General features: G+C 38.0%; 19 protein-coding genes. 15 read left to right on the top strand and 4 right to left on the bottom strand.

The window, feature by feature from the left end; all coding sequences use genetic code 11:
- Positions 1 to 928: 928 nt before the first annotated feature.
- From U0033_RS19305 to U0033_RS19275, 8 genes are all read left to right on the top strand, one after another.
- Positions 929 to 1237: an RNA recognition motif domain-containing protein gene (locus U0033_RS19305; RefSeq protein WP_072365163.1), complete on the top strand. Its 309-nt coding sequence runs from the start codon at positions 929 to 931 to the stop codon at positions 1235 to 1237.
- A 591-nt stretch (positions 1238 to 1828) separates the two neighbouring features.
- Positions 1829 to 2353 (top strand): hypothetical protein, encoded by a 525-nt coding sequence (locus U0033_RS19300; RefSeq protein ID WP_072365165.1) that lies wholly within the window; start codon positions 1829 to 1831, stop codon positions 2351 to 2353.
- Positions 2354 to 2380: 27 nt separating this feature from the next.
- A complete protein-coding gene (locus tag U0033_RS19295) occupies positions 2381 to 2839 on the top strand; it encodes a hypothetical protein (RefSeq protein WP_143150927.1) in 459 nt (152 codons plus the stop codon).
- A 436-nt stretch (positions 2840 to 3275) separates the two neighbouring features.
- Complete coding sequence (locus tag U0033_RS19290; RefSeq protein WP_177318723.1) at positions 3276 to 3809, top strand: hypothetical protein; 534 nt, start codon at positions 3276 to 3278, stop codon at positions 3807 to 3809.
- A gap of 398 nt (positions 3810 to 4207) precedes the next feature.
- Positions 4208 to 4507, top strand: coding sequence for a Fic/DOC family N-terminal domain-containing protein (locus tag U0033_RS19285; RefSeq protein ID WP_072365170.1), 300 nt, complete (start codon positions 4208 to 4210; stop codon positions 4505 to 4507).
- The gene (locus U0033_RS33470) at positions 4413 to 4778 is read left to right on the top strand and encodes a Fic family protein (RefSeq protein ID WP_394363860.1); all 366 of its coding nucleotides are present in this window, start codon (positions 4413 to 4415) and stop codon (positions 4776 to 4778) included. Before U0033_RS19285 ends, U0033_RS33470 begins: the two co-directional genes overlap by 95 nt.
- A 456-nt stretch (positions 4779 to 5234) precedes the next feature.
- A complete protein-coding gene (locus U0033_RS19280; RefSeq protein WP_072365172.1) occupies positions 5235 to 9062 on the top strand; it encodes a DUF5977 domain-containing protein in 3828 nt (1275 codons plus the stop codon).
- A gap of 35 nt (positions 9063 to 9097) precedes the next feature.
- Positions 9098 to 13432: a DUF6443 domain-containing protein gene (locus U0033_RS19275; RefSeq protein WP_143150928.1), complete on the top strand. Its 4335-nt coding sequence runs from the start codon at positions 9098 to 9100 to the stop codon at positions 13430 to 13432.
- Between the two features lie 655 nt (positions 13433 to 14087).
- On the opposite strand, the gene U0033_RS33465 is transcribed toward U0033_RS19275, so the two are convergent.
- Positions 14088 to 14282, bottom strand: a complete 195-nt coding sequence (locus tag U0033_RS33465) for a recombinase family protein (protein WP_407654249.1) — start codon at positions 14280 to 14282, stop codon at positions 14088 to 14090.
- 183 nt (positions 14283 to 14465) lie between these two features.
- On the opposite strand from U0033_RS33465, the gene U0033_RS19270 reads away from it, so the two are divergent.
- The gene (locus U0033_RS19270) at positions 14466 to 15035 is read left to right on the top strand and encodes a hypothetical protein (RefSeq protein ID WP_072365177.1); all 570 of its coding nucleotides are present in this window, start codon (positions 14466 to 14468) and stop codon (positions 15033 to 15035) included.
- A 685-nt stretch (positions 15036 to 15720) separates the two neighbouring features.
- Here the strand turns inward: U0033_RS19270 and U0033_RS19265 are convergent.
- Both U0033_RS19265 and U0033_RS19260 read right to left on the bottom strand, forming a co-directional pair.
- Complete coding sequence (locus tag U0033_RS19265) at positions 15721 to 17241, bottom strand: tetratricopeptide repeat protein (protein ID WP_072365178.1); 1521 nt, start codon at positions 17239 to 17241, stop codon at positions 15721 to 15723.
- A gap of 1 nt (position 17242) precedes the next feature.
- On the bottom strand, positions 17243 to 17587 hold the full coding sequence (locus tag U0033_RS19260) for a hypothetical protein (RefSeq protein WP_072365180.1): 345 nt from the start codon (positions 17585 to 17587) through the stop codon (positions 17243 to 17245).
- A gap of 104 nt (positions 17588 to 17691) precedes the next feature.
- Between U0033_RS19260 and tnpA the strand changes: the two genes are divergently transcribed.
- The 3 genes from tnpA (at position 17692) to tnpC (ending at position 20208) form a co-directional block, all read left to right on the top strand.
- Entirely contained in the window at positions 17692 to 18012 is a 321-nt protein-coding gene (tnpA, locus tag U0033_RS19255; protein WP_072365181.1) for an IS66 family insertion sequence element accessory protein TnpA, read from the top strand.
- Position 18013: 1 nt separating this feature from the next.
- Positions 18014 to 18373, top strand: a complete 360-nt coding sequence (gene tnpB / locus U0033_RS19250) for an IS66 family insertion sequence element accessory protein TnpB (RefSeq protein WP_072365183.1) — start codon at positions 18014 to 18016, stop codon at positions 18371 to 18373.
- Positions 18374 to 18441: 68 nt separating this feature from the next.
- The gene (tnpC, locus tag U0033_RS19245; protein WP_322518454.1) at positions 18442 to 20208 is read left to right on the top strand and encodes an IS66 family transposase; all 1767 of its coding nucleotides are present in this window, start codon (positions 18442 to 18444) and stop codon (positions 20206 to 20208) included.
- Between the two features lie 100 nt (positions 20209 to 20308).
- Here tnpC and U0033_RS19240 read toward each other — a convergent pair whose 3' ends face one another.
- Positions 20309 to 21001, bottom strand: coding sequence for a protein kinase domain-containing protein (locus tag U0033_RS19240; protein WP_072366830.1), 693 nt, complete (start codon positions 20999 to 21001; stop codon positions 20309 to 20311).
- Positions 21002 to 21420: 419 nt separating this feature from the next.
- On the opposite strand from U0033_RS19240, the gene U0033_RS19235 reads away from it, so the two are divergent.
- The 3 genes from U0033_RS19235 (at position 21421) to U0033_RS19225 (ending at position 23800) form a co-directional block, all read left to right on the top strand.
- Entirely contained in the window at positions 21421 to 21786 is a 366-nt protein-coding gene (locus tag U0033_RS19235) for an ISAon1 family transposase N-terminal region protein (protein ID WP_322518455.1), read from the top strand.
- The gene (locus U0033_RS19230) at positions 21767 to 22753 is read left to right on the top strand and encodes an ISAon1 family transposase (RefSeq protein WP_322518456.1); all 987 of its coding nucleotides are present in this window, start codon (positions 21767 to 21769) and stop codon (positions 22751 to 22753) included. Before U0033_RS19235 ends, U0033_RS19230 begins: the two co-directional genes overlap by 20 nt.
- Before the next feature lie 390 nt (positions 22754 to 23143).
- On the top strand, positions 23144 to 23800 hold the full coding sequence (locus U0033_RS19225; RefSeq protein ID WP_072364320.1) for a hypothetical protein: 657 nt from the start codon (positions 23144 to 23146) through the stop codon (positions 23798 to 23800).
- The last annotated feature ends 16 nt before the right edge of the window (positions 23801 to 23816 follow it).

Raw genomic sequence — 23816 nt, 5'->3', positions numbered from 1 at the left:
TGAATATATCTTCCGGCTATCTATAATTTGTCATATGTCTATAGCAACATTGCTTCAAGTGCTTAAACCTTAATCTTTCATTATTATAGGGCCAGGTTTCGATTGCGCTGTGCAAAGTCCGTGAGGCGGGGATTTATAGATGAAAGGCCTCGAAATTACCCGGCAGGCGCCCAATCCTGCCCTACAAAGTCTATTGAGTAGTCATCAGAGATGGTGGCACGAAGCTGCCGAAGGTATGCCACCTTGAAACGTCTGAGTGATTGGATTAAATTCTATAGACATAAGTTACCGATAGGAGAACTTATTGGAGAATTGAACCAGAAGCTTCGTGGCCATTATGCTTACTATGGTATTACATTTAACAGTAGGAAGTTGTATACATATTACAATCAGACAAAGTACCTGCTTCATAAGTGGTTCAGCCATCGGGGCGGTAAGCGAGTCTGGACATGGAATAAAATAGCAAAACTGACTACCGTTTGGTTCCTACTTATAAGACCAAAAATCTATCATAGTTTTCAAATAGCGAAGCCGTAAACAGAGGAACCGTGTACAGGAAATCTGTTCGCAGGGGTGTGTGGGGGAGGTAACGAACCGCTCTACCCGGAACCTGTTTGTAGAAGATTTGTCTGCCATCCAATGTTTCATTGCTGGATTAAATATGAAAATATATTGAAAGCTGGATATTATCTAATCTATCTAGGTCACAGTGCATTCAGTAGATCTGATCTGTTAGTGCTGATACAGCAGTTCTTATTAGATAATTTCATAATAATACAATGGCCCTATAAATTAATCCTGTATTACCCAATTTATTGCTCTAACTTTAGCAAGGTTGCATTTGGCCCCTTCTGATTTGTTTTGGGCTTCTTTTTCTTCCTAAGTTGATGTTTTTTAGCAGTATATGTGTTAAATTAAAATTATAATTGTGAATATTTTTGTAGGTAATATAAGTGACAGAACAACTGAAGATGAAATATGGTCTTTATTTGACCCATTTGGAGTTGTATATAGTATTAATGTGGCTTATGATAAGTACAGTGGCCGTTCTAAAGGCTTTGCATTCGTTGAAATGCCGGACGATTCCAATGCAGTACAGGCAATTAAGGAATTGAATAATTCAGTAGTTGCTGGCCAGACAATAGTAGTGTATGAGGCTCGTCCAAAACCTGAAAGACCAGAAAATAATCGTTTCTCCGGATCCGGCCCAAGACCTGGATTTAGACCCAGATACTAATAGCTGGATGTTTTAAAACGTCGGTTATTTTTATCCGTTAAGAGAACAGAAGAGCAAAGCCGCAGAATACGTTAAGTAGTTTGTGGCTTTGCTCTTGCTTTTCTGTGGACCAAATAGTAGCAACCCAAGCTTGCATTGTTTAGAAAGAAACCCTAAGCCTGATTTCGAAATAATGTGATTTACCACACGCGGAACTTACTATTTAGTTCACGCGCAGTCAATTGGGTGCTAATGGGAAATATGAAACCTAATACAATGAATGAGGATGCATTTGCAAATTCTGGTGACGGAATCATTATTTATGGAATTAAAGCAAACTCCTTTACGCTATCCTAAATCAACGCGCCATACAATTCATCCTTAAACAACACTCTTTCATTATTCCTCACCCCCGTGATCATACGCTGTTGCCCGCCACCAACATCAACCGTGCCTCGGCATACCCCATCTCTTCACTCTTCTGAATCAAGGCATTATGTTCACATCATTATTAATAGTGAAAATATCCTGTGTGTAATATAAAAAAGCAATGTTGTAGCGTGTCGTAAATTGAATTAATATTAACCACTAAACACCCAATTTCTCTACCTGATGATCACTGCCTACCACATCATTGCATCTGAAAATATTGACTTTCCTGTAGACCTTACCATGGACTTTTCTAAAGGCATGCCCGAAATGGAGCAAGCCGAAAGATTTAAATATTTTAATTCCCATTCAAAAGGAATAAAATGGTACACCGGTGAAGATGAACACATTATTTACGAAGAAGGTCAAAATATTCACGGCCTTATAACCCCTGATTTTAAAAAATTCGTAGCCGTATATCAATATAACCATCCTGAGTTCAATTCGCCCAGTAACGTTGTTATTTACAACGAAGACAAGACGATCCATATGAGGGTACCTCTTGTCTGCCCGGTTTCAGCCAAAAATATCGAAAGTGATAGCGCATTCGAAGGCCTGTATATAGGTGGTGTCGTATGGAAACGAAATCAGCTGGGAGAAATTATAACGGCATTGAACCTTATATTCAACAGGGAATATGTCGAAACCAGAGTGTTTGATTATATTACCGGTGAAATCGGGGCCTGTATTGGTACATATAGATTATAACCCTTCAGAAAAAACTAGCACCCAACTATGAAATATTTATTTATCATCTTTTTCCTCTTCTGCACAATGACCACTGTAGGTCAAGCCGTATTCCCTGCTGGTTTTAAATTAATAAAAGGTGACAATTTATCGGGAGAGGATGATATGTACACCAACGTGAAAGATGTATTTCGAATTCATACCTATTGGCGTTCCTACGAAGGAGACTACATCTGGAACGATGAAAAATATAGAAAATTTATGTCAGAAAGCGTTGGCTACCCTATGTATCGAACAAAAGATAGCCTCTTGTGGGGAACCGGAAAATTGGATGGATTTTACTCATATACAGTAGTAGACTGGAGCGGGGAAATATTCGAACTTTACTCTAAAGAAAACGATGCAGATTTCGCTACCTATTCAAAATGGCTGATCTCCTCTATAAGAGAGTACCGTAAAAAAGGGAAGAAGTTCATGTTTGCAAGAAGACTGCATATGGTATCGTAGTCTTATTCATATTCACCATTTATAATAGCAAGCGATTCAATATTAGCTTAGTGGTAATTAAAAAAAATGTGTTTCTTTATCTTCATATTTAAAAAATGCATTGTACCGTATGGTACCTTATATCTGTTTTAAAGCTAGTCAGTAAAGATAAGAAGTTGGCCCATAGACAGTTTTCAAAACTCAATTAATAATTAAGTTTTCGATCTAACATTCTCCAACATATTACCGTTGCCGTAGTTTAAGCTAATAATACATTCTTATGAAAATTGGTATCCCCCTTTGTAGCTTGCTTTTTTTGTTACAGCTGCAGCATATATGATAACTTAGGCAGTAAACTGTTGGAACTCAGTAATGTTAAAAAGAGTGATAATTTTATTTCAAATGTTGTTGTTGATTTAGATAATAATGGGAAATTAAAAGGTCAATGATTAAGGTTATGCAGAAAGTTATTCTCTTTTTTACGCTGCTTATCGTTATCAGTTCTTGCAATTATAAATTGCTGGTAAGTAAGGATAGGATATATACTAAAAGGACTGGTTATTTAGTTTTTTTCAACAATCAAAAGTATTTTTTTCCGGTAAAACACATCGACGGAAACCACTTTTTTACTTCGAAGATCAATAACCCGGGTCACCTTGTTTCATTTGACAGAGACGAGGCTGCATTTTCCTATGCAGCAGAAAAGTATACTATAGATTATGAGTATTTAAATAATGGAGAGAAGATTTTTGTCAGAGACACTGTTCGAATATTGCCGGTAGAAATTGGATCCATACCTGATGGCTTTAAAAGCAAACAGGGATTACCAGGTGATTTTATTATTAAATACGATAATAAAGTAAAACGGCTTAAATATTATGTTACAAATAACGAGTCAGTATGGAATGTCTATACCATACTGCCGGAAGATGGCAAGGATGTAGAGGAATATTATAATAAATACGGTCCTGAAGAACCTCGAATGAGATAAGAGCAATGATTTCTGAATTTTCCTCTATGGAAAAATATTTAGATAATAGTTTTATGCGTTTGTTGAAAGATAGGTATAGATCATATAGTAACATGCTACGATGAAATTCCTGTTTTACTTGTTCATATACCAGAGTACCAGGATAAACCCGTGCATATTAACGATCAAATTTCATTTACATTTTAGGGGTATACCTGGTTTGATATCGAAACATCAGGGTTACCAAATCACCTTCCAAAAATATTAGCAACTGGCTACACTATTTCTACATCTGATAATTAGTATTATCATATTGATAATGAATTGATTAACTGTAATTTTTCTTTATTTATTACTTGTCATGTATAAAAAAGTAAATTGTCTTTGCATGACAATTGCCTCATGTATAATTTCTATGTATGAAACCTGATAAGCCATATAATGATCTTATTCCACTACCTCCACGAAGAACGATGATAGAAACACTGCCAATATTACGGCAATTGGTTAATTCGTCAGTGGCTTTAGCAGAATTAAAAGGATTGGCTAATATTTTACCCAATCCCAATATTTTGCTCAATGCAGTTATATTAAAAGAGGCAAGCGCCAGTTCAGAGATTGAAAATGTTATTACAACTCAGGATAAGCTTTATCAGGCATTATCTGCTGATACTTTATATCCTGAACGGAATCGAGCAAACTGCGAAGCAAACAATTAATCAGATTAAAGAGATTAATAGGTTATTTATTGCCACACAGGAGAAAATAAAACTTGAGGCTGAAAAGCTATACGATAAAGAGTTGGTAGAACTATTATTTGAACAACCTTATTGTAGAATTGAATATGTGATTGAGCGATTAGGTGTATCAAGAATTACTGCATCTAAATATTTGAAAGGATTGGAAGAGATAGGGATATTAGAATCCAGACGTGTGTGGAAGGAAATATTACATATCAACACAAACTTATTTGCACAGCTAAAAAGTTAATTAACATTAGCAGGGAATTGCTACATCAGAAAATTCAATTGATTTCGAACTCCAATGTATTTGAAAACAAACAAGTTAGGGGTTCATAATTATGTGTAAAAAAGCGAAACCTGCTCTTTGAGCGGGTCTTGCTTTTTTGCGGGCTACGAGGGACAACTTTCGAACCAGTTTAAGGATGATTTATCTAAAATCCATGTTTTTATTAGAGAAATCTTTCTCATTCGTTTATGACACCCTCTTTTATTTGCTGATAAATGACTGATAAAATCGGATGTTTATTTATTTTAATATTATAACTTGCAATTCATTGTTTAAGATCCACCTATACTTATGGCAGTTAGTTTATACCCTCCTGTGTAGCACGATTTAAAGCAGCGTTCAATATTATCACCACATTTTTAATGTTTTATGAGATTACGACTAAGAACAGTCCCTATTTTATTATTCCTGTTCCTATTGAATTTAGCATCCCGGGGGCAAAATCAAGGCACGGCTTCCTCACAGGCCATTGGTCCTACAACGACTATTCCGAGTCCGGAAGTCGCGGAATTGGGCACATTCGGCTTAATACCTGCAAGTCCATTTACAGGCCAGGCAGATGTCAGCATTCCTTTATACGATGTATCGTACAGGGATATATCAGTGCCGATCACTTTGAGATATGATACAAAGGGAAATAAGGCAGATGATCATCCGACGTGGGTAGGCTTGGGCTGGTCGCTACAGGCGGGAGGAGCAATTTACAGGAAGGTGAATGGGCTTTATGATGAGACAACACAGCAATTTGCGGGAAACACCAGGAGTTATAACTATTATGACAACTGTGGACGTGTGACCAGGAATTTTAATAATAATGATTCTATGGCAGCATACCTGTTATGGGGCCAGCAAAGCGCAGCTAACCTGGATAACAATAGCTTTGATAGTTCACCTGATGAGTTTATTTTCAATTTTAATCAATACTCTGGCAGCTTCTTTCTATACAGACAAAGTCCCAATGATACTATAAATATCAGGGTTAGGAGTAACGGGAGCTATAAGTTGAAAGCAGATATACTGGAAATTAAGAACAATTTAGACTACGATGATCAGTTAACCAAAATAGGATTTAACGGATTTACGCAAAATCATATCACGAGAGCTATCTATAAGATCCGGATCATAGACGAAAAGGGTACGCAGTATATTTTTGGCGGTAATGTGAATGCCATTGAATTTAATACCACGGGAAGTTTTAGTCCTACTACAAATACCATCACCTCTACATGGCACCTTACTGAAATAAGGTCTCCCCTTGGCGCTGTAGTCACTTTTGATTATAAAAGAGTTGGACGAACACATATTAAGACAATACAGCGTGATTTAACTTATTGTGATGCAACGCTCTCTATGGATGGAAAGTTTTTATTTGTCTTAGATCCGGCATCTGCGGGTAAAGAAGTAAAGGGTAGCGGAGAACGGATGTTGTTTACCGTGCATAACCCTGTTTATCTTGCTTCTATCAAAACCCCATCACAGGAGATCAATTTTTCAAGTAGCCGAAGCACAGAGTTAGGTTATGAGATGGACTATAACGAATTAAGTAAAATGAATGGGCAGGTGGCAGCTTCATCTTCAGACAGAGATTCCAGTCATTGGCAAAAATTGGATGGTATTGATATCGTCGGAATAAGGAAGATAAAATTCAACTACCTGGAACAGCGATCAAGGCGTTTGCAGTTAAGCAGTCTGGAGCTAAAAACAATTTTAGACAGAACATTACAGACTTATACATTTTCCTACAATTCCAGAAATTTACCAGGTAATTACAATGCAAGACTAACCGATCATTGGGGTTATTATAATGGAAAGTTGTATAAATATACGCAGGATTATCTCAATACCAGGACCCCTGATGCTAATTACATGAATGCTGAGATGCTGGAAAAGATCACCTACCCTACAGGTGGTTATCTAAAGCTGGTATATGAGCCGCATAGTTATTCCAAAGCTGCTAATCAGTATCCAAACTTTGATGTGGTGCAAAATGCTACTGATAACATAGCAGGAGGACTACGTATAAAGAAATTGATAGCAGCAGCAGATGCTGGAGCAACGCCGATAGAGAGGGAATATTTTTATAATAAAGATTACTTATCCGGAGGTACAAGATCCAGTGGAATACTTGCTGCAAATCCTGTTTATATGGATGAAGGTAGCGTGACCAGTAGTTACGACCATAATCTGGTTTGGCGATTTGCACGGGTTATGGATAACAGCCATATGCCATTGAGTACGACCAATGGTAATCATATTACCTACTCGGAAGTGACGGAGAAGAGCAATGGTGGCTATACCGTTTATAAATATAGTAATCATGATAATGGCTACCAGGATAAAGCTGCTGATATAACAATTTCCAGTTTTTCCTTCAATTATGATGATGCTGCGTTTATAAGTATGGAATCATACAGGGGGATGCTTTTATCCAGCGAGATTTATAACAGTCAGGCGGTGTTGTTGAAAAAAACATCAATGGAGTATAGCATCAATACAACCAGTTCTGAATACTGGGTACCGGATTTTTACCGATTCGAGACAGTGGTGAACTCCTTACAGCTGGTTAAAATTGCCAAGATCGTTCATTACACCAAACCTCCCTTATTAACAAAAGTTACAGACGTGAATTATGCGCAGGGAGGATCCGGCCAGGCTGTGACAACCGTGCAGGTTAATAATTACTTTGAAAATAACGAGACAATTGGTGCTGCCCAGATGTATGATAATTACCAGCCGGTTAGTAGTAAGATCATTAGTAGTAAGGGCGATGTGCTAACATCAACATTTGTTTATCCTTATACTAAAATTCTGAGTGGTAATGATCCGAATGGACTGTACAAAAAAATGTTGAGTAATAATCTAAATGCCAATGTGCTAACCCGGTATGAACTTAAGAATAATGTTCAGGTGAGTCTGACAAATACCGGGTATTATGAGAACCCGTACGGAAAAATTTTGCCTCAATATTTTCAACGACAGGCAGGTACTTCAGACGAGATGTATACTGATATGGTTGTAGACAGATTCGATGATGATGGGACCATATTAAACGTAACCAAAAGAGGTGGGTTGCAGATGGCATATTTGTGGGATTGTAAACATCAGTATCCTATAGCTTCTGCTGTAAATGCTACAGCGGGTAATATACAGTATTTCTCATTTGAAAATAATAATGCACCTGGATGTGAGAATGCAGCTAATGTAAAGGTTGACGTTACATCGCCTTCAGGAAATCATTGTTGTTATGTAGATGGCAGAATGACATTGTCAAGGCAGATAGCAGGGTGGACTACATCATTGGATCATATTGTATCCTACTGGAGTAAAAGCGGTGCATTTACGGTACCGGCTTCGATTAATATGGTACAGGGGAAAACCTTGAACGGCTGGACTTATTATGAACATCTGGTTCGCAATGTTGAAAATATCAATCTGGAAGGAACCGGTTATGTAGACGAGATCAGGGTATATCCTGCCAATGCGCAGCTAACCACTTATGCTTACCTGCCTAACATTGGTATGATTGCACAATGTGATGCTAAAAATAACTATACGTTTTATGAGTATGATACTTTTGGTCGCCTGCATCTTATCAGGGATCAGAACAAGCATATCATAAAAATGATCTGTTATAATTATAAGGGGGAGGAAGAGATCTGCAATGAAAATATTTATTATAGTAAGGAAATAGTAGAATCTGCCAGAGCTTGTGAACCCTACCAGTATGGTGTACCGTCAAGTTCCCCTTTGGTTCCATATGAAGTGAAGTACGGGAAGTATATTTCTAATATTAGCCAGGCGGATGCAGATCAGAAGGCGCAGACCGATGTAAATGAAAATAAGGTGAAAAATGCCCAAAAGGTCTACTCCTGTCAGTTTTATAATCAGCGCCTGACATCTACTCCTGTTGAAAAACAATGCACTAATGGTTACAGGGGCACAACCTCAGTATATGTCGTGGATTCAATGACATATTTTAATCCATACTCCCAGGCGGATGCAGATGAAGATGCCCGGGCAGATATTCGTGCCAATGCCCAAACTTATGCCAATGATCATGGCACATGTTATTGTTCCGGCGAAGATAAAAAAGTGATCAATGGATATTGTGAAACGGGGAAAATGGAAGTCGTAGGTGCCACCGTTGTAGGAGGGAAAGTACATTGCGTATATCGTTATAGATTCTCAGATGGATCTGTAACATCTAATATCACTGACCCCCGGGTTGGTGAATGTACACTATAGCAACGACCATGATTCCCCTTAACTAATTATTATCTATGAAACGAGCAATATTAAATCAATATACATTGCTGAGTGTGATAATGGCAGCTGCCAGCAGCACTTATGCACAGAATAAACCATCAACAGGTCAGCTTCCGGCTGCGACTCCGGTTGTACAGCCGGTGGTACCTAACCCTTCGATTAATTTTATCCGTGTACTGATACCGAAAGGGCCTTCCGGTGATACAGCATTTATACAGTCTCAAAACAGAACACCTGTAGAGATTAATCAGTCCACCCAATATATGGATGGATTGGGACGACCATTGCAGGGCGTGGTGAAAGGTGTCAGTCCACAGCAACATGACCTGGTAACAACTGTAGTGTATAATGAGGATGGAAAACAGCAATACAGCTATCTTCCTTACGCCCAGTATGACGGGAATATGAGTGATGGGCGATTTAAAGCGGATCCGTTTGGTTCTCAGAATACGTTTTACAATAATGCAGACTTGAATCCGGGCTTTAAGGATGATAAGATCCTATATGGGCAGCAGCTCTTTGAAGCATCCCCGTTGAGTCGTGTACTCCAGACCTATGCGCCAGGTAATAGTTGGGCGAAAGAAGGCGGCAGTCACCCGGTTAAAAACCAATACATGGTCAATCTGCAAACAGATTCTGTCAGGATCTGGAATGTCAGCACGAGCTATCCGATATCACCTGGTTTGTATGCCGCGGGAGAGCTGTTCAAGAATATCACTACAGATGAAGCCGGGCATCAGGTAATAGAATTTAAAGACAAAGAAGGACGATTGATCCTTAAGAAAGTACAATCATCTGATGCACCTGATATATACAACACACATGCCAACTGGTTATGTACCTATTATGTGTATGACGATTTGGGGCGTGTAAGTATGGTAATCCCACCTTTAGCCGTAGGATTGCTGAACAGGAGTAATAACTGGACGATCACTGAGGGGGTTGCCAATTCGCTTTGTTATCTAAATCAATATGATAGCAGGAACAGAGTTGTCGTTAAGAAAATTCCTGGATCAGGTGCTGTACACATGGTATATGATACCAGGGACAGGTTGGTATTTAGTCAGGATGAAGTGCAGAGGAAGAAATCGCCTAATGAATGGATGGTAGTATACTATGATGCATATGACCGGGCGAACATGACAGGCATATATAAATCTGGTAAAAGCAGATCTGATCTGCAGACAGATATGAATGCAATAGGTGCGCAGGTAAACCTGATCCCCTATGCATCACCATATAGTGCAGATCTGACGATATCCAGCTACGATGGTCGCAGTGCATATATAGCATCCAGGTCCATTGAATTTGTACCCGGCTTTACTACTTCGGATAATTCGAATTTTGTAGCTTATATAGATAACACAACAGGAGGAAACATAATTGAACTTCAGTCAATTAATCCCGTTCCAAATATTAACGCAGCAGATATCACTCCATTAACCTATATATATTATGATGATTATGGTTTTACAGGTCAATCTGCATTTAGTAATGCCGAGGCAGTCAATTTAAATGCAGGAAGTAATCCGTATGCGGAGGCCTTTCCGACTGCTAACAGCAAAATGACAAAAGGTTTGATAACCGGGAGTCGGGTTAGAGTGATAGGGACGGATAAGTGGTTGACTACAACGAATTATTATGATGACAAAGCACGAATCGTTCAATTGATCGCTGACAATGCAGTTGGTGGGAAAGATGTGCTTACCAGTCAATATGATTTTTCTGGTAAGGTATTAAGTACTTTTCATCGTCACAGTAATCCTAAAAGTACGGTAACTCCACAGATGACCATTCTTACCATGAATTCATATGATCATGCTGGGAGGTTGTTAACTGCTGTACAGCAGTTGAATGGTGATGCAGCAAATCAGGTAACCATCGCATCCAATACTTACAATGAGCTGGGGGAGATCAGGGAAAAGCGATTGGGTATATTACCGGATGGAAGGCAGTTAGATGTTATGAAATATACCTATAATGTACGTGGCTGGTTGTCTGGCATAAACCCTGCTTATGTAAATGGGATTGGTAGCAGTGACAACTGGTTTGGTGAGGAAGTAAGCTATGATCAGGGGTTTGCTGAGCAGCAGTTTAACAGTAACTTGTCTGGTGTGAAATGGAAGAGCAGAGCTGATGGTACGCCAAGAGCCTATGGACTGAAGTATGATAATACCGGTCGCTTGACAACAGCAGATTTTACCCAGCAGACCAATGGTGCAGCTGAGTGGACACAGGATAAAGTAGATTTTTCTGTTAGTGGCCTTTCCTATGATGAGAATGGTAATATTCAGAAGATGATACAGAAGGGTATGATTGGCACCAGCAGCAGAATAATAGACAATATGACCTATAGCTATGATCCTGCTGGCAGTAACAAATTAAATGCTGTAAGTGATAATGTCAATACAGCTTCTGCCAAGCTGGGTGACTTCATAGATGGTAATAAATCTGATGTAGACTATACTTATGATGCGAATGGCAACCTGGTGGAAGATCGGAATAAAGGTATCAGTAAGATCACTTATAACCACCTGAACCAGCCGACCTTAATAGAAGTGACCGGGAAGGGTACCATTGCTTATCAGTATGATGCAAATGGTCAGAAGTTAAATAAGACGGTGAAAGATAATTCGGATCCAGGCGCACCTGTAGTAAGGACGACGGATTATATAGGAGGTTTTATATATGAGCTGGATACATTAAAGCAGATTAATTTTCAGGATGGACGTATTCGCCCGATCGTAAAGCAAGGAGAGCCGGTGAGATATACATATGATTACTTTGAAAAGGATCATTTGGGTAATGTACGTGTTGTACTAGGTACGCTTGCAGACTCCAGTATTTATGCAGCAACTATGGAGATGAATAACGCGGAAAAGGAAAACGCCCTGTTTAATAATATTGAGAATACACGCGTGGTATTACCGGCGGGCTATCCAGCTGATCCTACTACCAATCCCAATAGTGCTGTTGCAAGGCTTAATTCTCAGGGGCAAAAGATAGGTCCGTCAATTGTGTTGCGGGTAATGGCAGGAGATACAATCCGTGCAGCGGTAAAAGCGTTTTATAAGAGTGTGGGTAATAATACCAGTGACGCAACGCCGGCGAGCATGTTAAGTGCGCTTGCACAGGCATTTTCGAATACGGTGATCACAGAAGGACCGCATGCTGGTATAAGTGGTAACACGGGGATCGAAAGCGCTTTTACAGAAGCTGAATATAACCAGGTAATGACCAGGGATCCTTATAATTTCGATCCTGGAAAGCCAAGGGCTTATCTGAGTTATGTTTTCTTTGATGACATGTTCAATTTGGTGGATGATAACAGTGGTTTTAAGCAGGTGAGTGGTGCGCCGGATGAGTTAAAGTCATTGGTGACTAATAGGATGGTGGCGAAGAAATCGGGTTACCTTTATATTTATGTAAGCAATGAAAGTGCAGATTATGTGTACTTTGATAATATGATAGTGGTGCATAACCAGGGACCGTTGTTGGAAGAGACGCATTATTATCCATTTGGATTGACGATGGAGGGGATTTCCCGAAAAGGACTTAGAGGTCCGGCTTATATTAATAACCGTAATAAATTTAATGGAATAGAGCATACAACAGAATTGGATATGAACCAATATGATGCTTATTTCCGTACATTGGATCCTCAGATAGGTAGATGGTGGCAAATTGATCCGAAACCGTCAGATTGGGAAAGCCCTTATGTTGCAATGGGAAATAATCCTTTCCGATATTCAGACTTTTTAGGAGATACTTTGATCCCTACAGGAGAGGGGGTTGGTGATTTACAAGCCAAGTTAGATAACGGTACTGGAGGTTATTTTAAGTCCAACATATTGGATAATGGAGCTGTGGTATTTGAGCCTACAGGTAAAGAAGGCAAAATGTCAGATGAACAAAATGCTTTTTATTCCCAGATGAATTCAATTTTTACAGATAAAAAGAAAGTAAGCATTGAATTCGTTAAAAGCGACCCTGATGTTGTTGTAGGTAGCTATGAGCAGGGAAAAATCGATATGGATGATGTTGATAAATTTGCTGGTGGAAAAATTATATCTCCTTATTCCATGTTAGCACATGAGATCACAGAACAGCAAGGTAAACAAAAGAAGCATTTGAAATATGATCCCGCTCATAAGCTAGGTGCAAAAGCTGAAACGCCGATCACCGGTTTTGAAAGAAACCTCAAATACGAAATCCATGATTTGTTTGAGGATGTATCTGGGCCTACTGGTGTAGTTGTATTCGAATATAAGAAAAATGGGACAGCTACTAAGGTTGTATTAAGAATTAAGAACGGCAACATTGTAAATGTAATAGAAAATGCGAAGTAGTATATTTTTGGTAATTGTGATTTTTTCATTTGCCTGCAGTTGTGCAATTTTTAAACGTAGTGCTAACAGTAAGTTGGGAATTCGTTTTAAGGATAATTTTAGAGTATTAGACTCGGTGGTTAATGAAAATCCTATGAAGAATAAATATTTTAACTGCCCCATGCAGATAAAATTTATGGAAGAGTATACAGGAATTCCAGCTGATGGAGAAGGTACTTTAATTGGACGGATCTGGTTTAGTAAAAAGACATGGGAGGCTTGGCACAGGTGGTATAATAAGCACTATAGAAAATGATTAAAAAGTTATCAAAAGAGCTGGTTTATAAAGAACCAGCTCTTTTTTTTGAATAATTTCATGGTTTTTTTTAATATTTCTTAATAGGCACTTTGCAGAAATTACTAAACAATTCAAGTCAGGTAAAGACTATCATCCTGATGATGGCAAGCCGAGGATGCCCTTGTCAAACTTTTCCATCATCCCTGCAACTGCTTTTTACTTAAGCAGTTGGTTATCGTACTGACTAAACAAAAACGTGATATTCTGATGCAATACACTACTAGGATTAGAGGTATCCGTTGGCTGAGTTAACGCAAATATGGTAACACCATAATTTTCCCTTAATGCCTCGGCTAATTTAATAGCAGCACCTCCTGTTCAGGAGAAACGGTCAAGTGTATAAACTAATATATGGCTCACTTTCCCCTTGCAGTTTTTAATAAAATCCAACATCCGATTAAATTCTTTACGACCATCGGTTTTCGCGCTCTCATAAGTACCTCCGAAGTAACCGATGATACCCAAATTGTTCTTACGGGCAGATTCTTCCATTGATTTACGCTGAACATCCAGACTTAAATTATGGTCTGCCTGTTCTTTACTGGATACCCTGATATATCCACAGCCGCCTGTGCGGCCACTTTGACAGGCTGCTTTTGGGAATAGTTTCCAAATTGTTTAAAAGCGTTAATTGTCTTGTTCTGCTTTCTCAAAAGCTATGATTTATCAATTTCTTCCACTATCTCTTTAATTTGTTTGCTAAGTATTTGGGTTACTAAGCCACCACAGGGATATGATATAGTCAAGATTAACGACCAGCGTAAAATTGTTGTGAACGAGGTAGGTAAGAAGATCAGGAATTCATTTATCTGGAAGGCTGAGGGTATGAAGAATGAGGAAATTATTTCAAGGCTGAAGGCTATGGGAGTAAAAATGTACAAGCAGCAGTTAACTAAGATATTTAAACGGCCGTTCTATTGCGGTATGATTACACGGGTTAACGGAGTGCCACACAAAAAGGAACAAGACGCTGCTCCCCTTAAAATCTTTATTAAATGTGATACCTGCAACCAGCCATTTACAGGTTATGTAGTCAAAGCAAAATCACTGAGGTATTACAAGTGCCGAAAGGATGGTTGTAAATGCAATAAAAGCACCAAAAGGATGCACGAACTGTTTGAGCAGTTACTAAGTCAATTCTGTTTTGATGATAAACAGATAGAATCCCTTCGAGAGGTACTTATTGAGGAGTATTATGAAATAAAAAGGGAAAACATGGAACAGCAGAAAATATTTACCGCCCAACTGAAAGAGATCGATATTTAGATCCTCCAGCTTGGAGGAAAGTAGGTATATATTAAAAAAAATAGGGTAGGAAACGTTTGACAAGTTTTATTCCCGGTATAATAAGGAGCGGAATCTTATTTTCACCAAATTGGAAAAATGCACCGGAAGTATTTCGAACCCTGAAGAAGTAATAAACCAAGCCATAGCTCTTTCTTCAAGTCTCGCTATGGTATGGCGTTCCAGTAACACAGGTGCAAAAGAAAACCTACAAACCCTGGTATTTCCCGATTGAATCATCTACGACCGCCAAAATGAGGCATTTCGAGCCCCAAAGGTAAACTACATTTTCTCACGGATTGCCCACCTATCGGGCAATCCACCTCAAAACGAAAAAGGGACCGATCATCTTTTCGATAATCAGTCCCTTTTTGCGTAGAAAGAGGGATTCGCCCCCCCCGAACTGTTACAGTCAAAATCATTTAAGACATGACCAGCAATTTCGGTCTCAAACATTCCCAAACACGAAAAAGGCCTTCAGATGAAAAATCTGGAGGCCTTTAATCTTTTGCTAAACCGGTCGGTTTATTTAGCGGGGCGGAGGGGACATCTTTCGAATCTATTTGCAAAAGATTTATCTAAAATTCAGGCTTTTATTAGTGAAGAAAAACTATAAAAGCAGTTACAATAGGAACGCCCTACAGACACAATTGTATTTTATTATAGTCTACCGCTTATTTCTGTCAATAATTCTCTCAATAAGCAAATTGATGCCTTGACTAGGATCTTTTATTTTTTGTAAAGCTTCATAATATTCTGAAAATGATTCCGGTTTTATTCTTATTTCTTCATTAATCAAATGAACTATTGCCAATTTTGTATAAGATTCTAATTTATTTTTCTGTGCTTCTGCTATTGCTTCAGAATATTTTTGACGTCCCTCCTCATACAATCCGCTTCTAAATAATGATAATCCATGGGTTGCTATTAAACATACTTTAGTCTCAATTTCTTGAACATTATTAATTTCAACCTTACGTAAATATTCAAATGCCCTATCTGTATCACCTAACATTGCATAAGAGTATGAAATATTATTTATTGTCATAGCATTATTAGGATTTCCAATCAATCCTGCCAGGCAGAAATTTATAGAAGATTCATAGTCTTCTAAGTAGATGGATGAGATATAATGTCCCAGAGATATAGGTCGTTTGGCAAAAGGCATTTCCAAAAACCATGCTTCTGCATTTTTAAGTGCATTGCGAAACTCATTCTTATTTAACTGATCAAACGCCAATGCTTCATAGTTACTTTTAACATTGTAATCATTAATATTAAATGAATCAAATAATTTATCCCTTGTATTTGCCCATTCTACTTGAGCTAAAGAATTCTCATTTGGATTAATCAGTGCTTGGTTAAAATGAGATTTGCTTTTTTTTCGATTGCCTTGAATTAATTCTATTGTTCCTATTGAGGAAGCCAATTCGGAAATACTAAATGAATTATACTTTTTAGAATTCAATATTTCAATTCCTCTTTTTATGTGTGCCGAAGTTTTTCCTTTAATAGATGATATTGCTATTTCTGATGCTATTATCCATGGGTCATGAGAAATTAGGTTAGATTTTTTTAATGCTGTATGAGCAGTATCTATATCATTAAAGTGAGTATTCAGTCTTGCGAAGGACCGTAAAACATATCTATTATTAGGCGATAGTGATTTTGCAATCAATATACTTTTAAGCGCTTTATCATTTTGAGCAATTATTGAATATAATCTTGCTAATTCAACATATACAAATGCATTCCCAAAAATTTGCTTAGTTAGACTCTTTAGTTGTTTAATTTTTTCATGGATAACAGACTGGTTATTTGACTCTATAAATTCCAAAATTCCATTTATTTCATTTCTAACACCATTAGATTTAATATTTAGTATACTTCCGGCTGTTTTAATTTGGGCGCTCGTACTTTCATTAGGTTTAGATAATATATATTCTGCAGCGTTAATTACGTTTGGGTCATTAGAGATATTATTAACAACTGCTGCACTAATCAAATCTCCAGCAAATGATAATGTTCTGTATTTATTAAAATCTGTAATATAATGGGCTATGTTACTTTTATTAAAAGTCCTATTATTAATGCTCAAGCTTTCGGTTTCACCAAGTAGAATGGTTTTTTTAATGCTACGAAAGCTTGGTAATACTCTTCTGTCTTTATTTGAAAATTCGTTTAACATTTCAATTATGAATTATATTGTATCTCGCCTTTAGATGAAGCAATGAGAGCATAGAAATAAATCTTTCTAATTCATATTGGTTCCCATTTATAAGCTGATTTTTTTTATGGCCTCGTTTTTCAGGAATAGGAAAGCACAAATACCTAACAATTTCGCTAAGTGACGATTTTAAAAACTCATCTTTAATACTGGCTTCAAAATCGAGTACTCCTTTTTGAAATGCATCAATTAGATAGTCCTTTACTTCATCAAATGTTCCTCGCCAATTATCCCACGATTTGGTTGATTCTAAGTTGTTCCTAATTAATGCATTCATATTAATTCCTGCAAAATAGAATACAATCATACTTCCTAGTAAATAGCAGTCTGTTGCAAAGTAAGCATTCGATGCGGAGCATTCTCGAGTGCAATTGATTAGACTCTAACTTTGCATTCGAAAGAATAGCAAATATGAAACGAAAAAAATCTTCCGTAACAAGTCATCAATTCAGTGAACAAGAGATCATCTCAGCTCTTGAACAGTTCACTCAGGCAGGTAATATAAGTGTGAAGGAGTTTACCGCTGCCTTTCAGATATCAGCTGCTACTTTTTACAACTGGCGCAAACGCTATGGTAATCAACTTGTAGAATCAAATGCTCCCGTGGGGTTTATTGATGTAGATCTCTCACCAGTCCAACAAGAGCCAGTGTCGGGAACTATCTTTGCAGAATATCGCGGTATTGTTTTTTATCAGCGCGTTGAACCTTCATATCTAAAAGCCCTGTTGTAATATGTTATCATTAACTGGTTATCGCCTCGTATTATGGAACAGCGACACAGATATGCGCTTAAGTTTTAACGGCCTGTCTGGTATTGTTGTAAATGAGATGAAGGAAGACCCTTTTCAGTATGGTACCCTGTATGCGTTTTTCAATCACCGTCGCACGCAGGTTAAGATTCTTGGCTGGGATGGAGATGGCTTTGGCATATTTTACAAAAGGTTGTCAAGAGGTACTTTTGGTACACCTGTATACAATAGTGAAACTAAGATGATGGTCTTAGAAAAGAAAGATCTTTTACTAATATTAGAAGGAGTAGAAGTGAGATTCCGCAAACGTTATGAAAGATCAGGCAGATATCATAAAAGCTGATAAATATTTTATCAGAATAAATCATAAATGCTTGGGTATGAATGTTCGCGATATTACCTTTGCGATGAGTGAAACCTGAGATCATATACACATTGCCTGAAGCACTGGAACAAGTGAATGCGCTGCAACTGCAGAAAGCAGATTTGTCCAATTCTCTCACCCAGGAAAGACATGTGTTCAGTCGCATTATTCAGGAGCTCACAACAGAGAATACTGCACTAAAAGAAGAAAAAGACCAGCTGAGGCGTTGGCTATCTAATGAGCAGGAACGTGGAATTGATAAAGATAGAAGGATTACATCTCTGGAGGAAACTATTGCAGAAATGCAGACCGCTCTTGCCAGTAAAACAGATGAAGCACAGCGTAAAGACTGGCAATTAAAAGAGCTGCAGGAGATGTTATTTGGCCAGCGTAGTGAAAAATTTATTCCTGACGCAGCAACTACACAGACAGCTATTCAGCAGACTCTGGGAGAAGAATTTGATAAAACCGAAGTCGAAGCTATTATTGAACAAACAATAGCTTCGACCATTACGGATACCCAAACAGGCACTACTTCCAAAACCAGCCGCAGGAAAAAGCGTCACAAAGCACATAAAGGAAGAAGACCTATTCCCACTCACCTGGAAACAGAAACTATTGTTTATGATATTGCAGGAGATAAAACAGGCATGAAGCCCATGGGGAAGAAAGTATCTGTTTATTACGAAATTATTCCCGGAAAACTAATCAGAAAAGAAGAACATCACCTTCAATATAAATCAGCAGATGGAAAGATCCACTGCACGCCTGTCCAGCCCAGGATGATAGAACGTGGGATTGTAAGCAACAGGTTGCTTGCCCATCTGCACAGTGAACGTTTTGTTTACTACATGCCATACTATCGCCAGCAGCAGCGGTTTGAGCGCCTGACAGGTGTTAGTTTTGCAGCATCAACAATAGACCACTGGGAGGAAGTTTGTTATAAAAAGTTGAAGCGTCTGTTGAAACTACTGAAGAAAACTATACAGACGGCAAATTACCTTAAAGCAGACGAGACAAGGCTGAGGTACCTCCACGATGAAGGCCAGGGCAAAGCCGCCAATGGATGGATGTGGGTGTTTCATGCACCGGAACACAAGCTTGTGCTGTTTGAATTTCACCCTGGTAGAGCTAATGATGTACCAAAAGAGATTCTGAAGGATTTTGCAGGCATATTGCAAACAGATGCGCTATCGTCCTACACTGCTGCATTTAAAGAAAATAACAAAGTTACGTTGATGAGCTGCCTGGCGCATATCCGCAGAGGATTTAAAAAATCACAGCGACAAAATAAAGTACTGTCAGACCAGGTCCTTGTATATTTTAATATTATATACCGCATAGAAGCGTATGCTAAACGTAAACATTTTACTCCTGACCAACGACTGGCATTACGACAGAAATATAGTAAACCCTTTTTTGACAAGATCCGTAGCTGGTTGGATGAACACAAGGATAAACATGTACCTGATAGCCTATTGGCTAAAGCAATTACTTATGCAAATAATCAGTGGGATAAGCTGAATATATTATTTTTAAACGGAAGAATAGACGTTGACAACAATACAACTGAAAATGCGATACGTCCAATTACATTATTCAGAAAAAACTCCCTTTTTGCCAGTAATGAACACGGCGGGGAAAGGGCTGCATTATTTTACTCTCTAGTAGAAACTTGTAAGCTGAACGGGATTGATCCATTCGAATACTTAAACGATGTGTATAATCGACTCCACGACTGCTCCGCTGCTGAATTAATACACTTATTACCTCCTAATTGGAAACCAACTGAAGCAAGAAAAACGGCTATGTAGGTTGTGGTCTGCAATAATCAAAGATCTTAGTAATGGTTGATGTATGGATGCAAATGTAGCATCTATAATTTGCATTGGGAAGATGCCCCAGACCGAATGCTTACGTTGCAAATACCCTTTTTTTCCATTCAGGAATGTAGTATCCATAGAGAGATTCTGGTGGCGCATAATTCCAATCTCCATTAAATGGGGTTTCATCATATGGGGATTTCATATTAAGAGACAGTGACCTTCCAATATCTCCTATTTTGCTTTCTTCGTTGAAAACTAAAATGTTTGAGGGTTTGAGGTCTTGATGTGATACATCTATATTATGTAGCTGTCTTAATCCAACAGCTATGCTATGTAATGATTTTAATTTCCATGAAGTATCTAATCTGTCTGTAAATTTCAATTTATTTCTAACATCACCGTCAGCCAGATCAAATATTAAATAAGGTACTATCGGAATAGTATACCCAGTAACATTTTCTTCTCCGAAGTCTTTTACAAATGCTACTTTAGTAGCATAGTTATTTTTACAAAGATTAGAAAGGTCTTTTTCATATTTATAAGCATTTATCATATCTGCCATAATATCAATAATACCCTTATTCTCTCCGGATTGTCTTGACACGTTGAAAAAACTACCAAAATCAAATGCTTTTAGGAAACATATCTCTCCTTCTTTTTCCACTTTATAACAAACTGAAAAGAATGATCCAGTACTACCTGGTTGAGATTTTATTAGTTCAATTACATTCCACCCCGTACTTAGAGTTTTATTTAATAAATTATGTGCTGCATTCTCCATATAAACTGTTGTAGTATAAGGGATTATAGTGTATAAATCAAATAATTGGATACATTACATTAAAGCCAAATAATAATTAATCAATTAAGTGCTTGAATATTTTCGTTAAGCTCCCCTAGGTGATAGGATGATGAAATTATTCATTACTATACAAGGTATAGTGTTGAAAAGTTCGCTACAGTGTGATTTTTTTATTACTTTTTCAGGGAGGTGCTATAAAAAATTTCTACAATTCTTTAATCTCATAATTGGGGAATGGCCAAATCTGACCAATAATTAATTTGAAATTTAAGCTCCGATTTCATACCATATCAAATTTCAATAGCCTATAAGATTGAAATCAAACATTGGATCAAGTCAAATTCTTGGGGGGAATAGTAAAAATTTGTTGTTTTGCAGCTCATTAAGAATTAACGGACTTGGATCAGAACTATCGACAGTTGATGGAATTTCTTCTCCCTAAGGGGCTTTTAGAATATTTTGACCTGATTAAAACGACTCAATCGCCGAATGGTCTTCATATTTACCTGGAAGAAAAGATTGAACCACCTACAGAATATAGCGATCGAAAACTCCATTCCAAGGGCTTTTTACCCGAAGTCCGGGTGCAGGATTTCCCAATCAGAGAAAACAAAGTAACGCTGGTTATCAAGCGAAGGCTCTGGGAAGATGTGCAGACTAATGAGATCATCACCAGAGACTGGGATGTAGTTAGTGACGGAGCTCGTATTACCAAAGAGTTCGGTCTTTTTTTAAAAGAAACACTTGGACGAAAGCCCCGTTAGTCCAACAGTTTTAGGCCATTTCTTCCAGGTTGATGGCAAGCAGTTACAGCAACAATACAAACATCATCTCAGCGATTATTCCACATGGGAGCAGCAAGAACACGCTGCCGAATGGATGCTCTTTGAGCAAAATATGGGTCGTTCTTTAAGTATTGACGAGACGGCGTTTGCGAATGGGGAACTTTATACGATCGTTACTAATAAAGAGGCTAAAGGCCGAAAGGGCTCAATCGTAGCGATGATCAAAGGAACGCAGGCAGATCAGTTGACAGAGGTGTTAAAAAGAATCCCAAAGCGATTACGCAGGATGGTTGAGGAAGTGACATTAGATACGGTGGCAGCGAGTATGAACTCGACAGTTCAAAGATGCTTCCCTAATGCTCATCGCGTCATAGACAGATTCCATGTACAGAAGCTGGCCTTTGAAGCTGTGCAGGAGATCCGTATTCATCATCGCTGGCAGGCATTAGAAGAAGAGAATGTTGCTATGGACCAGGCTAAAAGGACAGGTCATGCTTATCAACCGGAGATTTTACCTAACGGAGATAGCGTTAAACAATTACTGGCACGAAGCCGTTACCTGTTATTTAAGCACCCGGGAGCCTGGACCCGTGAACAAAGACAAAGAGCTGAATTGCTGTTCACCAGATATCCTGTGATTCATAAAGGGTATCAATTATCATTACGTTTAGGTGAAGTTTTTCGGCATTGTACGAGTAAAGAACAGGCATTTAAAAAGCTGGCATTATGGTACAATGACGTTGAAGATGCCGGTCTACCGTCCTTTAAAACCCTTGCCAGGACTATCCAGCACCATTATCTGGGCATCCTCAATTTTTTCAACAACCGGGCCACCAATGCGTCGGCAGAATCATTTAATGCGAAGATCAAAGCGTTTAGGAATGCGATGAGAGGAGTAAGAGATGTTGAATTCTTCTTGTTTAGACTATCTAAAATTTATGCTTGACCACACCAATCCCCCAAGTTTTCAACTTGATCCCAAACATTTTAGAAACTCATTAAATACTTAAAATAATAAAACCCGCGCAACGCGCGGGTTTTATTGTACTTGCGGGCTACCGGGGACAACTTTCGAACCAGTTTGTAGAGGATTTATCTAAAATAGCTGCATATACAAGTGAAATTACTTGCGAAGTTTAATTATAAGGAGATATATTAACTCATATTTGAAGATTGATGACTATTATCAAATATTGATCCCTAGACCAGATAACAATAATTTTTGTTAATTTATTTTGATTATTACACATCTGCGCAAGTAGATTGCGCAGATGTGCTGTTACCTTTATGAAATAAGAGAATAAAGACTATTGAAGAAATAATCAATCTGTTAAAAATGAACAAGTTAACACCAGAACAAGTTATTAGTTCGCATTTAGGAGATATACTGCCGTTAGGCAACCTAGTATACTTCTCAGCTTTAATTGCAGGAATCCGCGATTCACGAAAATTTACAGGAAGAAATATAGAAACTGGGGAGATAGAAATTTATGACAATAATGTTAATGGATGTTGGCTTGGTGCAATCGGATACCTCATTTTACTTGATCAGGTCGGAAAATGTTTTAAGCCATCGATGACATCCATTAATTTTCCAGAAAATACAAATAATATTTTAAGAGCACTCAAATATTTTTCTAGTTTGTCTGATAATGAAATATATTGCCTATACGCTTTGAGATGTGCCTTGGCCCATGATTATGCTTTATATAATATTAACAGAAGGGTTCCAGCATTAACCCATCATTTTAAATTGCGATCTAATTCAGTCACCCCTTTAATTGAACTTCCAAGCTATCAATGGAATGGTGACATTATTACAAGGAATTCACAGAATTGTACGACTGTAAACTTATTAAAGCTTGGTGATCTGGTAGAAGAAATTTTTAAATCGTTAAAAATAATGTCTTCCCAAAAACAATTGGAAATTATTCTACAAGGAGGAAGTGAAGAGCTTTCTTCAAGATACGGTTTTGTAACATTTGCCCAATAAATACTCTTGCCTTATT

Origin of the sequence: Chitinophaga sancti (assembly GCF_034424315.1) — a bacterium.
GTDB classification, from domain to species: domain Bacteria; phylum Bacteroidota; class Bacteroidia; order Chitinophagales; family Chitinophagaceae; genus Chitinophaga; species Chitinophaga sancti.
The sequence above is the reverse complement of the archived record's forward strand: the minus strand, read 5'-3'. Positions and strand labels throughout refer to the sequence as shown.